Below are 12,333 nucleotides of genomic sequence, written 5' to 3'. Positions count from 1 at the left end.
CGCCTACACCGCCACACCGAAAGCCGCCCCCGACCCCACCAACCGAACCGACAGCCACGACCGGCTCCGCCGCGACAAGATCGACAAGACCGGATGCGTCACCCTGCGCATCGCTGGCAAGCTCCGACACATCGGCATCGGACGACCCCACGCAGGAACCCACGTCCTGCTGCTCGTCCACGACCACGACGTGCGCATCATCAACGCCGCCACCGGCGAGATCCTGCGCGAGCTCACCATCGAACTCACCCGCGACTACCAGCCACGCGGCACCACCACCACCGACACAAGACAAAGGCCCGAACCCACATTCGTGGGTCCGGGCCTTGCCGATGTCCTGAGACATCACAACGTCGGGCTGACAGGATTTGAACCTGCGACCCCTTGACCCCCAGTCAAGTGCGCTACCAAGCTGCGCCACAGCCCGTCCGGACCGCCCCTCGCGCCGGAGCGCGGGAACCAGTCCGGTTCGGCCCCGGAGGGCCGACCGAAATACTACCCCAGACCGGGCGCTGCTCGTCCACTCGCGGCGGCCGGTGTGTGCGGGGTCACCGGACGTCGGCCACCACGGTGGAGCGCACCGTGCGCACGACGCGCGCGGTCGCGAGCGCCGCGGCCGTGGCCTCGTAGCCCTTGTCCTCGGAGGAACCGGGCAGTCCGGCACGGTCCAGTGCCTGGGCCTCGTCGTCGCAGGTGAGCAGCCCGAAGCCCACGGGGACGGTGTGGTCCAGGGCCACCCGACCCAGACCGTCGGTGGCCGCCGCGCACACGTAGTCGAAGTGAGGCGTGCCGCCGCGGATGACGACGCCGAGCGCCACGACGGCGTCGAACCCCGCGGCCGCCGCGGCCTGGGCCGCCACCGGCAGCTCGAACGATCCCGGTACCCGCAGCACCTCCGGCTCCACCTGGTGGTCCTGGCACGCCCGCAGGGCGCCGTCCAGCAAGCCGCCCATCACGGTGTCGTGCCAGGAGGCGGCGACGACGGCGACCCGCAGGTCCGAGCAGTCCGTCGCCCGTGTCGTGGGCGCTCCGGCGCCGCTCATCGGGCGGCCTCGGGCAAGCTGGGGCGAGTGGTCACGGGTGCTCCTTCGTCGGGTTCGAGGTTGGGCAGGTCGTGCCCCATGCGGTCCCGCTTGGTCCGCAGGTAGGCGACGTTGTCCGGGGCGGGGTGGATCGCCAGCGGCAGGCGTTCGGCGACCTCCACTCCCCCGGCGTGCAGGCCGTCGACCTTCGCCGGGTTGTTCGTGAGCAAGCGCACGGCGCCGACCCCGAGGTCGCGCAGCACGTGGGCGGCCGCCGTGTACTCCCGGGAGTCGACCGGCAGCCCCTGGGCGAGGTTCGCGTCGATGGTGTCGTGGCCGCCGTCCTGCAGGCTGTAGGCGGCGAGCTTGGCGACGAGTCCGATGCCCCGGCCCTCGTGCCCGCGCACGTAGACGACCACACCGCGGCCCGCCTCCTGCACGGCGCGCAGGGAGGCGTCGAGCTGCGGCCCGCAGTCGCAGCGCAGGGAGCCGAACGCGTCGCCGGTGAGGCACTCGGAGTGCACCCGGGCCAGGACGGGTCCGTCGCCGTCCAGGTCCGCGAGCGCCCCCGCCACGAGGGCCACGTGCTCGTCCCCGGTCACCCGGTCGCGGTACCCCACCGCGGTGAACGTCCCGTGCCGCGTGGGCAGCCGTGTCACGGCGAGGCGGTCCACGAGCACCTCGGTCAGGCGCCGGTAGGCCGCCAGGTCGGCGACGCTCAGCAGCTCCAGCGAGTGCGCGGCGGCGAACTCCCGCAACGCCGGGAGCCGCATCATCGTGCCGTCGTCGTGCGTGAGCTCGGCGAGCACACCGGTGGTGCCGCGTCCGGCCAGCCGGGCGAGGTCGACGGCCGCCTCGGTGTGCCCGGGGCGCTCCAGCACCCCGCCGTCGCGGGCGCGCAGCGGCAGCACGTGACCGGGCCGCGTGAGGTCCGCCGGCACCGCGCCGGGCGCGGCGAGCGTCCGCGCGGTCCGTGCCCGGTCGGCGCCGGAGATGCCGGTGGTCACGCCGTCGGCCGCGTCGACGGTCACCGTGTAGGCGGTGCGGAAGGCGTCGCGGTTCTCGGCGACCATCAGGGGCAGGGCGAGCCGGTCCAGCGTGGCGCCGTCCGCGGCGACGCAGACGAGCCCGGACGTGTGCCGCACGGTGAAGCCCATCAGCTCGGGTGTCGCCGCCTCGGCGGCGAAGATGAGGTCCCCCTCGTTCTCGCGGTGCTCGTCGTCGACGACGACGACGGCGCGTCCCGCCGCCACGGCCGCCAGCGCGCGCTCGACCCGCTCCACCACCGCGGTCGCGCCGGGCGCGCTCACGAGGTCACCTCCGCCGTCGCGAGCAGCCGTTCGACGTGCCGCGCGAGCACGTCCGTCTCCAGGTTGACCTGGTCACCCACGGCCCGCGCGCCGAGCGTGGTGCGCTCGAGGGTCTCGGGGATGAGGCTCACGGCGAACCGGTCCGTGCCGGCGTCGACCACGGTGAGCGAGACGCCGTCGACGGCGATCGACCCCTTGGTCACGACGTAGCGGGCCAGGTCGATGGGCAGCGAGATCTCCACGACCTCCCACCGCTCCCCCGGTGTCCGGGCGAGCACCGTGCCGACGCCGTCGACGTGCCCCTGCACGATGTGCCCGCCGAGGCGGCCGGTGACGGGCAGCGCCGGCTCGAGGTTGACCCGGTCGCCCGGGGCCAGGGAGCCGAGCGAGGTGCGCTGCAGCGTCTCGGCCATGAGGTCCGCGGTCCACGTCTCGGCGTCGAAGGCCGTCACCGTCAGGCAGCAGCCGTCGACGGCGATCGAGTCGCCCAGGCGGACGCCGTCGAGCACGTCCGACGCGGCGACGGTCAGCCGTGCCGCGTCGGCGGTGGTCTCCAGGGCACGGACGGTGCCGAGCTCGGTCACGATCCCGGTGAACATCAGGACTCCTTCCGCGGCCGCAGGGTGAGCCGCACGTTCGTCTCGGTCGGGCCGGCGTCGGCCCGACCGTCGGCCCCGGCCGTGCCGGGGGTGCCGGGGGTGCCTGCGGCGAGCAGGGCGACGTCGACGACGTCGAGCCGCGCGGCCCCGGCGATGGTGGTGATGCCGAGGTCGCCCACGGCGGCAGGGCCGGCACCGAGAAGCACGGGCGCGACGTAGGCGACCATCTCGTCCACGAGCCCCGCTCGCCAGAAGGCGGCGGCCAGGGTGGCCCCGCCCTCGAGCAGCACGTGGCGACGGTCGGCGGCCCACAGGGCCTCGAGCGCCTCGCGCGGGTCATGGGTGCGCAGGTGCAGGGTCTCGGTCCCGTCGTCGGCCGGCACGGCGAGCCGCGACGACGGCGGCAGCTCGCGTCGGCCCATCACGGCCCGCAGCGGCTGCGGTCCGGTCAGGTCGGCGTCGCGGACCGTCAACGACGGGTCGTCGGCGGCCACGGTGCCGGTGCCCACGAGCACCGTGTCGCAGGAGGCGCGCAGCCGGTGCACGTCCGCCCGCGCCGCGGCCGAGGTGATCCAGCGGGAGGTCCCGTCGGCCGCGGCGGTGCGCCCGTCGAGGCTCGCGGCGACCTTCCAGGTCACGACCGGGCGGCCGAGCTCCATGGCCCGCGTCCAGACGGCGTTGAGCGTGCGTGCCTCGTCACCCAGCACCCCGCCGACGACGTCGACACCGGCCGCGTGCAGCAGCGCACCGCCGCCGGTGGCGACCAGGTTCGGGTCCGGCTGGGCGAACACGACGCGGCCGACGCCGGCGTCGACCAGCGCCTGTGCGCACGGCCCGGTGCGCCCGGTGTGGGCGCACGGCTCGAGGGTCACGACGGCGGTGGCGCCGCGCGCCGCGTCCGGTCCGGCCGCGGCCCGCGCGTTCGCCAGCGCGACCGTCTCGGCGTGGGGCGTTCCCGCGCCGCGGTGGAAGCCCTCGGCGATCGTGGCGCCGTCGGCGTCGAGCAGCACGCACCCGACACGCGGGTTGGGGCCCAGGACCAGGCCGTCGGTGGCGGCCAGCTCGAGGGCGCGACGCATGGCGTCGGTCTCCGCGGGTCTCACGGTGGGTCCCGCCGTGGCGGTGGTCATGGGCAGCCCCTGTCGTCCGGTCGCGGACCGCTGGGGCTGCACGGCGTCGTCGCCGCGCGCCGGGCCCGCGGTGCACCAGGCACCACGGGTGTGGACGGGTCCACACCACCGGCGAGCGGACGAAGGCGTCGCGTGCGTCTTCCCATCCGGACTTTGACCGTCGGTCCAGGAGTTCCACCTGGTCAACCGGTCACTGGCTGTGACCGGGTCGCGGACTTTCACCGCCGGCTCGGATTTTCACCGACCCCAGAGCACGCGAGCTGTTGCTCGTTCGTGCTGCGACGATACCGCACGAGCACGGGCATCCGGTGCGACACCGGTCACACCGGGCGCGCGGACTCAGCGCCGGCGGCGCTTCTCCCGGACACGCACGCTGATCGAGATCGGCGAGCCCTCGAACCCGAACGTCTCGCGCAGGCGGCGCTCGATGAACCGGCGGTAGCCCGCCTCGATGAACCCCGTGGCGAACAGCACGAACCGTGGCGGGCGCGTCGAGGCCTGCGTGGCGAACAGGATGCGCGGCTGCTTGCCCCCGCGCACGGGGTGCGGGTGCGCCGCGACGAGCTCACCGAGGAAGCCGTTGAGCCGGCCGGTCGGGATGCGGGTGTCCCAGGACTCCAGCGACGTCTCGAGAGCCCGCACCAGCTTGTCCGTGTGCCAGCCCGTCCGGGCCGAGACGTTGACGCGGGGCGCCCAGGTGACCTGCACCAGGTCGCGCTCGATCTCGCGCTCCAGGTACGGACGCCGGTCCTCGTCCATGAGGTCCCACTTGTTGTACGCGATGACCAGCGCCCGCCCGGAGTCGACCACCTGGGAGATCACCCGCGTGTCCTGCTCGGTCAGCGGCACCGACGCGTCCACGAGCACCACCGAGACCTCGGCCTTCTCGATGGCGGCCTGCGTGCGCAGCGAGGCGTAGAAGTCGGCCCCGCTGGTCTGGTGCACGCGGCGGCGGATGCCCGCGGTGTCCACGAACCAGTACGGGATGCCCTTGATCTCGACGAGCTCGTCCACGGGGTCACGGGTCGTGCCGGCGACCTCGTCGACGACCACGCGCTCGGAGCCCGCGATCTTGTTCAGCAGCGACGACTTGCCGACGTTCGGGCGACCCACGAGGGCGACCCGTCGCGGACCCTCGGGTCGCAGGGTGCCGTGCGCGGAGTGCTCGGGCAGCGCGTCCAGCACCGCGTCCAGCAGGTCCCCCGTCCCGCGCCCGTGCAGGGCGGAGACCGGCCGCGGCTCGCCGAGCCCGAGCGCCCACAGGTACGCGGCGTCGGCCTCGCCGGCGGGGCCGTCGACCTTGTTGGCGCACAGCACGACCGGCTTGCCCGAACGGCGCAGGAGCTCGACCACGCGCTCGTCGCTCGCCGTGGCGCCGACCTGGGCGTCCACCACGAACACGACGGCGTCGGCCAGGGAGATCGCGACCTCGGCCTGCTCCGCCACCTTGGACTCGATCCCGGCGACGTCGACCTCCCAGCCGCCCGTGTCGACCAGCGTGAAGTGCCGCCCGGACCACTCGGCGGGATAGCTCACGCGGTCGCGGGTCACGCCCGGCGTGTCCTCGACGACCGCCTCGCGCCGGCCCAGGATCCGGTTGACGAGGGTGGACTTGCCGACGTTGGGCCGGCCCACGACGGCCAGCACCGGCAGGGCGTGCTCGGCGGGGGCGAAGCCGTCGTCGTCCCACTCGTCGGACAGCAGCAGGCGGTCGGAGTCGTCGAGCTCGAAGTCCTCCAGGCCGGCGCGCAGAGCGCGCTCGCGCGCCTCGTCGTCGACGAACTCGGTCACGACGGTCGCGGTGTCCTCGGCAGGGTCGTCGACGACGTCGGCGGGCGTGGTCTCGGGGCCGTCGGCGGGGTGGGTCATGCCGACCATTGTCCCAGGTGCGCACGGGTCGGCACCACGTCGTACCGTCGTGCCCGGCGAGACGCGCGTCACGCCGGGCACGACGGCGGCCCTGCGGTCGTCAGACGGCCGCGCGCTCCACGACGGTGAGCACGGCCTCGACCGTCTGCTCGAAGTCCAGGTCGCTGGAGTCCACCGTGACCACGCCGTCGGCGGCCACGTGGAACGTGCTCACGGTCGAGTCGTCGCGGTCGCGGCGCAGCACCTGGTCCCGCGTCGCCTCGACGGAGGTGGCGTCGGCGACGCCGTGCACCTCGAGGGACCGGCGGCGCAGCCGTGCCTCCTCGCTGGCCACGAGCAGCACACGGGCGTCCGCGTCCGGCGCGACGACGGTGGTGATGTCCCGGCCCTCCGCGACGATGCCGTGCCCACCCGAGAAGCCGCCCACGGTCTCGTCGGCGATGATGGCACGCTGCCGACGACGCAGCTCGTCGCGGACGTCCAGGTTGGTGGCGACCTGCGACACGACCGCGGTGACGTCCGTCGTCCGGATCGCCGCGGCGACGTCGTCCCCGTCCAGGGCGACCCCCGGCGCGGCGGGGTCGACGCCCATCTCCAGCGGCATCGCGCGCACGGCGGCGGCCACGGCCGCCGTGTCGTCGAGAGCCACGCCGCTGCGCACGCACCACAGCGTGGCCGCGCGGTACATGGCGCCCGTGTCGAGGTAGGCGAGGCCGAGCCGGGCGGCGACGGCCTTGGAGACGCTGGACTTGCCGGATCCGGACGGACCGTCGACGGCGATCGTGACCACTGCTGCTCGTTTCTGTGAGTGGGTGGGGTACAGGTGCGGTCGGGAGGAGGTCAGAGGTCGACGGCGCGCATGAGCGTGCCGAGCTCGGTGCGGCCCAGCACGCGCGACCGGCCGACCTTGAGGTCGCCCAGGGCGATCGGGCCGATGCGCGTGCGCACCAGGCGGGTCACAGGGAAACCGACGGCCTCGAACATGCGCCGCACGATGCGGTTGCGACCCTCGTGCAGCACGACCTCCAGCATCGACTGCCCGGGCACCGCGTCCACGACCCGCACCTTGTCCATGCGCGCCTTGCCGTCGTCGAGATCCACCCCGGAGGTGAGCTGCTTCATGATCCGCGGGTAGACCTCGCCGCCCTCGACCGTGACGAGATACGTCTTGGGGATCTCGTGGCTCGGGTGCGCGAGCCGGTTGCCGAGCTCGCCGTCGTTGGTCAGGAGCAGCAGGCCCTCGGAGTCCGCGTCGAGGCGACCGACGTGGAACAGCCGCTCCGGGCGGTCCTTGACCAGCTCGGCCACCGTGGGCCGGCCGTCGGGGTCGCTCATGGCCGAGATCATGCCCAGCGGCTTGTTGACCGCGACGGTGATCTTCGACGGGTCGAGCTGGACGGTCATACCGTCCACGCGGACGACCGCCGTGGACGGGTCGATCCGCACCCCCAGCTCCGTGACGATCTGGCCGTCGACCTCGACGCGGGCCTCGGAGATCAGCTCCTCGCACTTGCGGCGCGAGCCGAGCCCCGCCTGGGCGAGCACCTTCTGCAGCCTGACGCCGTCGGCGACGTGGACGTCGACCGGCGGGGTCTGTGCTGCGTTCGACTGCTGGGGACGACGGCGGCCGCCGCGGCGTGAGGTGGGCATGGTCCTATTGTCGCAGGCGTCAGTCGGTGAGGTCGCCGACCGCTTCCACGCCCGGCAGGTGGGGGGCGAGCGGCGGGAGCTCGTCGAGCGACGACCAGCCCATCCGGTCCAGGAACTCCGCCGTGGTGCCGAACAGCACCGCTCCGGACAGCGGGTCCTGCCCGACCTCGGCCACCAGTCCGCGGGCCAGGAGCGTGCGCACCACGCCGTCGACGTTGACACCGCGCACGGCGGAGACCTGCCCGCGCGTCACGGGCTGCCGGTAGGCGACCACCGCCAGCGTCTCGAGCGCCGCCTGGCTCAGACGGGACGACTGTCCCTCGAGCACGAACCGGCTCACGACCTCGGCGTGCTCCCGCGAGGAGTAGACGCGCCAGCCCTGCGCGCCGCGGCGCAGCTCGAAGCCCCGCGGTCGCGGGCCCGTCTCGCCGCGGTACTCCCCCGCCAGGCGCTCGAGCGCGTCGGCGACCTCCGCCGTCGGGCGGCCGACCGCGGCGGCCAACCGCTCCACCTCGACCGGCGCCTCCGCGACCATGAGGATCGACTCGAGCGCGGCCTCCAGGCCGCCGGGGAGCTCGTCGACGTCGACCGGCTCCGTAGCGCTGCTCGCGCTGGACGCCGACCCGGTGCGGTCTCGTCGCGCCGCGGCGTCGGACCCGGCCGGGGTCTCGGTCTCGGTGTCGGTCATGCGGCTCCCTCCACGGCGCCCTCGAACTCCTCGAACTCCTCGCCGATCTCGCCGCCGTCGTCCCCCGTCCACCGCACCGTGAGCTCACCGAGTGCCGCGACCTGGTCGAACGCCACCTGACCGTTGCGGAAGAGCTCCAGCAGGGCCAGGAACCGCGCCACCACCACGAGGCGTTCCTCGCCCGCCGTGAGGGCACGGAAGGTCGCGACGCGGTCGCGACGCAGGAGCCGGACCACCACCGCAGCCTGCTCGCGCACGCTGACCGCGGGCGCGTGCAGGTGGCTCAGCCCGATCACCGGGGGCAGCCGGGGCTCGAGCGCCTTCGCGGCGAGCGCGGCGATCCGGTCGCCGTCGAGGGTCCAGACGAGCTCGGGCAGCATCGCCGCCAGGTGGGCCTCCATCGGCACCGAGCGCGGCACCCGCCGACCCTCCGTGGCCAGGCGCTCGGCCAGCACCGCGGAGACCTCCTTGTAGGCGCGGTACTGCAGCAGCCGGGCGAAGAGCAGGTCGCGGGCCTCCAGGAGCTCCAGGTCCTCGGCGTCCTCCTCGGCGATGCCCGGCAGCAGCCGGGCCGCCTTGAGGTCCAGCAGCGTCGCGGCGACCACCAGGAACTCGCTCGCCACGCCGAGGTCCCACGAGGGATGCTCCTCGCCGCGGCCGGCCGCCTCTCGCGAGGCGGAGTCGGCGGCCCGGATGTGTGCCATGAAGTCGTCGGTGACCTCGGCCAGCGCGACCTCGGTGACGTCGAGCTTGCGAGCGTTGATCAGGGACAGCAGCAGGTCGAACGGACCGTCGAAGTTGGCGAGGTGGACAGTGAAGGCTCCGGCCCGCGGCGGCTCCGTCCGACCGGGGTCAGGCGATGCGGCCACGGGCCACGAGCTCGCGCGCGAGCTGCCGGTAGGCGGACGCGCCGCGGTGGGTCGGGGCGTAGGCGGTGATCGGCTCGGCGGCCACCGAGGCGTCCGGGAACTTCACCGTGCGTCCGATGACCGTGTGCAGCAGCGTGTCGCCGAACGCCTCGTGGACCCGCTGCACGACCTCGCGCGAGTGCAGCGTGCGCGAGTCGAACATGGTGGGCAGGATCCCGTCGACCTCCAGGTCGGGGTTGAGACGGTCCTTGACCTTGTCGATCGTCTCGACCAGGAGGGCGACCCCGCGCAGCGCGAAGAACTCGCACTCCAGCGGGATGAGCACGCCGTGCGCGGCCGTCAGCGCGTTGACGGTCAGGAGCCCCAGGGAGGGCTGGCAGTCGACCAGGATCACGTCGTAGTCGTCCAGCGCCGGGCGCAGCGCCCGTGACAAGATCGACTCGCGGGCGACCTCTCCGACGAGCTGGACCTCGGCCGCCGAGAGGTCGATGTTGGCGGGGACCACGTCGAGCCGCTCGATGGCCGTCGGCCGGACGACGTCGGACAGCTCGACGTCACGGTCCATGATCAGGTTGTAGACGCTCAGGTCGAGCTCGTGCGGGCTGATCCCCACCCCGACCGACGCGGCGCCCTGCGGGTCGAAGTCGACCAGCAGCACCCTGCGGCCGTACTCGGCCAGGGCTGCACCCAGGTTGATCGTGGTGGTCGTCTTGCCGACGCCACCCTTCTGGTTGCACATCGCCACGATCCGCGCCGGGCCGTGGCCCGCGCGCGTCGGCGGCTCCGGGAACTCGGGCAGCGGCCGACCCACCACGTCGGTGGCCGGTCCGTCCTCCGGCCCTCGGCCCGGGATCCCGGGCAACGTGCTCTCGGCCGTCGCAGGCTGCGTCATCGTGTCGCTCCCCCCGGGTGCGTCGCTCACGTCCGTCACGCTACACCGGCGGTGTGCCGGGCACCGGTCCGCCGCGCGGCGTGGTGGACATCGGCACCCCGGCCGACGCGCGGCCGTGCCGCGGCCCGCTACAGCGCCCGCGGGTGGGTGGCGGCGTAGACCTCCCGGAGCGCCTCGGGGGTGACCATCGTGTAGATCTGCGTGGTGGTCACCGAGGCGTGACCGAGCAGCTCCTGGACCACGCGGACGTCGGCGCCGCCGGCGAGCAGGTGGGTGGCGAACGAGTGCCGCAGCGTGTGCGGCGAGACGTGCTCGGTCAGGCCCGCGCGCTCGGCCGCGCCCTGCAGCACCGCCCAGGCGCTCTGCCGCGAGAGCCGGCCGCCCCGCGTGTTGAGGAACAGCGCCGGGGTGCTCCGGCCGCGTGCGGAGCCCGCCGCGACCAGCACCGGACGCGCCCGGACCAGGTAGGCGTCCACGGCGTCCCGGGCGTACGAGCCGACCGGGACGATGCGCTCCTTGCTGCCCTTGCCGAAGAGGCGCACCAGGGCGTCGGACCCCACGTCGTCGACGTCCAGGCCGACGACCTCGCTGATCCGCCCGCCGGTCGAGTACAGCAGCTCGAGCAGCGCCCGGTCGCGCAGGCCGGCCGGGGTGTCCCCCGACGACGCGGCGGCGAGCAGCCGGGCGACGGCGTCCACGCTCAGGGCGTGCGGCAGCCGTCGTGTCTGGGTGGGCGCGGCCACCTCGGCCGACGGGTCCTCGGTCGTCAGGCCCTCCGCGCGGGCGAACCGGTGCCACCCCCGGACGGCGGCGAGGGAACGGGCGGCCGACGCCGCCGAGAGGGCGCGCCCGCCGTCCGACCCCTCACGGACCGCCGCCAGGAACGACCTCACGTCGTGCTCGGTCACCTCGTCGAGCGCGCTGCGACCGGCCTCTGCCAGGTACCTCGCGTAGCGACCCAGGTCCCGCCGGTAGGCCGCGACGGTGTTGGTCGACAGGCCGCGCTCGACCCGCACGTGCGCCAGGTAGTCGCGCAGCGCCGCCTCGAGGGCGGGCTGCAGCAGGTCGGCGGGAGCGCTCACGCGCCCATCATGCCCGGTCCAGGCCGCCAGCAGGTCAGAACGGGAGGAACACGTCCACGGCGACGGCGACGAACAGCACGGTGAGGTAGGTGATCGAGGCGTGGAACACCTTCATCGCACCCGGGCCGCCCCGCGAGCGCCCCTGGGCCTTGCGGAGCATGGCGACGGTGAGCCACAGGAACCACCCGCCCGAGGCTGCGGCGACGACCGTGTACACCCAGGTCATGCCGGCCAGCGGCACCAGGGCGAGCGAGCAGGCGATCATCGCCACCGTGTGCCCGACCATCTCGGCCGCGACGCGGCGGTCCGAGGCGACCACGGGCAGCATCGGCACGCCGGCGTTCTCGTAGTCCTTCTTGAACTTGACCGACAGCGGCCAGTAGTGCGGCGGCGTCCAGAAGAAGATGACGCCGAACAGGGCCAGCGCGGCCCAGCTCAGCGACTCGGTCACCGCCGCCCAGCCGATGAACACCGGCATGCAGCCGGCGATGCCGCCCCAGACGATGTTCTGCGAGGTGCGCCGCTTGAGGATCATCGTGTAGCCGACGACGTAGATGGCGATCGCCGCGAAGGTCAGCCAGGCGGCCGGGACGTTGACCAGCCAGGCGAACCACACCAGCGACACGACGCCCAGGGCCGTGGCGAAGATCAGCGCGCTGCGCGGCACGATCTCCCCGGTGACGAGCGGCCGACGCTTCGTCCGGTTCATCACCTCGTCGATGTCCCGGTCGAGGTAGCAGTTGAAGGCGTTGGCCGAACCGGCCGCGAGGGCGCCGCCGACGAGCGTCTTGACCACCAGCCACAGGTCGGGCAGGCCGCCCTGCGCGAGGATCATCGTCGGCACCGTGGTCACCAGCAGCAGCTCGATGATGCGCGGCTTGGTGAGCGCGACGTAGGCGCCGACGCGATCGCGCCAGGCCGCCCCGCGGGCGCCGTCGGGACGGTGCACGGCGGCGCGTGTCGTCGACGAGTCGGACGTCGTGCGGCTCGGGGTGCTCACGCGCGTGATGCTTCCGTTCGCGAGGGGGTCGGTCGGGCGGCTCCATCGTACGCCGACCCGTGCGACCCCTCGTCCCCGCGCGGCGCCGACCGGGTGTGAGAAAGGTCCGGGCAGGGCCGGCCGCCGGCTCGGCGCGCGCCCACATCGTGGGACGGTCCCGAGGCATGGACGCGTCGGTCCGCCGTCACCGCTAGTGTGGAGACGCACACCGCAGGGCACTGG

The 12,333-nt window shown here is 73.9% G+C and carries 12 protein-coding genes, 1 tRNA gene, 1 pseudogene and 1 riboswitch; of the genes and pseudogenes, 1 reads left to right on the top strand and 13 read right to left on the bottom strand.

Features of this window, described 5'->3' with window-relative positions:
- Positions 1-388: pseudogene (locus tag BCL65_RS16040) on the top strand (hypothetical protein); the annotation flags it as partial.
- Here BCL65_RS16040 and BCL65_RS16035 read toward each other — a convergent pair.
- The 13 genes from BCL65_RS16035 to BCL65_RS15975 all read right to left on the bottom strand — a co-directional run bounded on the left by BCL65_RS16035 (position 354) and on the right by BCL65_RS15975 (position 12,111).
- Positions 354-427 (bottom strand) — tRNA-Pro (locus BCL65_RS16035). The pseudogene BCL65_RS16040 and the gene BCL65_RS16035 overlap by 35 nt on opposite strands.
- A 121-nt stretch (positions 428-548) precedes the next feature.
- A complete protein-coding gene (gene ribH / locus BCL65_RS16030; RefSeq protein ID WP_106269515.1) occupies positions 549-1,043 on the bottom strand; it encodes a 6,7-dimethyl-8-ribityllumazine synthase in 495 nt (164 codons plus the stop codon).
- Complete coding sequence (locus BCL65_RS16025; RefSeq protein ID WP_106269514.1) at positions 1,040-2,332, bottom strand: bifunctional 3,4-dihydroxy-2-butanone-4-phosphate synthase/GTP cyclohydrolase II; 1,293 nt, start codon at positions 2,330-2,332, stop codon at positions 1,040-1,042. Before BCL65_RS16025 ends, ribH begins: the two co-directional genes overlap by 4 nt.
- Positions 2,329-2,931, bottom strand: coding sequence for a riboflavin synthase (locus BCL65_RS16020; RefSeq protein WP_106269513.1), 603 nt, complete (start codon positions 2,929-2,931; stop codon positions 2,329-2,331). Before BCL65_RS16020 ends, BCL65_RS16025 begins: the two co-directional genes overlap by 4 nt.
- The gene (ribD, locus tag BCL65_RS16015) at positions 2,931-4,061 is read right to left on the bottom strand and encodes a bifunctional diaminohydroxyphosphoribosylaminopyrimidine deaminase/5-amino-6-(5-phosphoribosylamino)uracil reductase RibD (protein WP_106269512.1); all 1,131 of its coding nucleotides are present in this window, start codon (positions 4,059-4,061) and stop codon (positions 2,931-2,933) included. The genes BCL65_RS16020 and ribD overlap by 1 nt, the downstream gene beginning before the upstream one ends.
- Positions 4,062-4,189: 128 nt before the next feature.
- A riboswitch (FMN riboswitch) is annotated at positions 4,190-4,320 on the bottom strand.
- Positions 4,321-4,400: 80 nt separating this feature from the next.
- Positions 4,401-5,930, bottom strand: a complete 1,530-nt coding sequence (gene der, locus BCL65_RS16010; RefSeq protein WP_106269531.1) for a ribosome biogenesis GTPase Der — start codon at positions 5,928-5,930, stop codon at positions 4,401-4,403.
- A gap of 100 nt (positions 5,931-6,030) precedes the next feature.
- Positions 6,031-6,720 carry a (d)CMP kinase gene (cmk, locus tag BCL65_RS16005; protein WP_106269511.1) on the bottom strand — a complete coding sequence of 230 codons (690 nt, stop codon included), beginning with the start codon at positions 6,718-6,720 and terminating at the stop codon, positions 6,031-6,033.
- Positions 6,721-6,770: 50 nt separating this feature from the next.
- Positions 6,771-7,580 (bottom strand): pseudouridine synthase, encoded by an 810-nt coding sequence (locus BCL65_RS16000; RefSeq protein ID WP_106269510.1) that lies wholly within the window; start codon positions 7,578-7,580, stop codon positions 6,771-6,773.
- Positions 7,581-7,599: 19 nt separating this feature from the next.
- A complete protein-coding gene (gene scpB / locus BCL65_RS15995; protein ID WP_106269509.1) occupies positions 7,600-8,268 on the bottom strand; it encodes an SMC-Scp complex subunit ScpB in 669 nt (222 codons plus the stop codon).
- Entirely contained in the window at positions 8,265-9,137 is an 873-nt protein-coding gene (locus tag BCL65_RS15990) for a segregation and condensation protein A (protein WP_106269508.1), read from the bottom strand. The genes scpB and BCL65_RS15990 overlap by 4 nt, the downstream gene beginning before the upstream one ends.
- Positions 9,121-10,029, bottom strand: a complete 909-nt coding sequence (locus BCL65_RS15985; protein WP_106269530.1) for a ParA family protein — start codon at positions 10,027-10,029, stop codon at positions 9,121-9,123. The genes BCL65_RS15990 and BCL65_RS15985 overlap by 17 nt, the downstream gene beginning before the upstream one ends.
- A gap of 128 nt (positions 10,030-10,157) precedes the next feature.
- The gene (gene xerD, locus BCL65_RS15980) at positions 10,158-11,111 is read right to left on the bottom strand and encodes a site-specific tyrosine recombinase XerD (protein ID WP_243401117.1); all 954 of its coding nucleotides are present in this window, start codon (positions 11,109-11,111) and stop codon (positions 10,158-10,160) included.
- A 34-nt stretch (positions 11,112-11,145) separates the two neighbouring features.
- Entirely contained in the window at positions 11,146-12,111 is a 966-nt protein-coding gene (locus tag BCL65_RS15975) for a heme o synthase (protein WP_374956688.1), read from the bottom strand.
- Positions 12,112-12,333: the final 222 nt, after the last annotated feature.

The sequence above is a fragment of the Isoptericola halotolerans genome, from assembly GCF_003003075.1.
Lineage (GTDB): Bacteria > Actinomycetota > Actinomycetes > Actinomycetales > Cellulomonadaceae > Isoptericola > Isoptericola halotolerans_A.
Note: the sequence above shows the minus strand (reverse complement) of the source record. Positions and strands in the feature narration are given on the sequence as shown.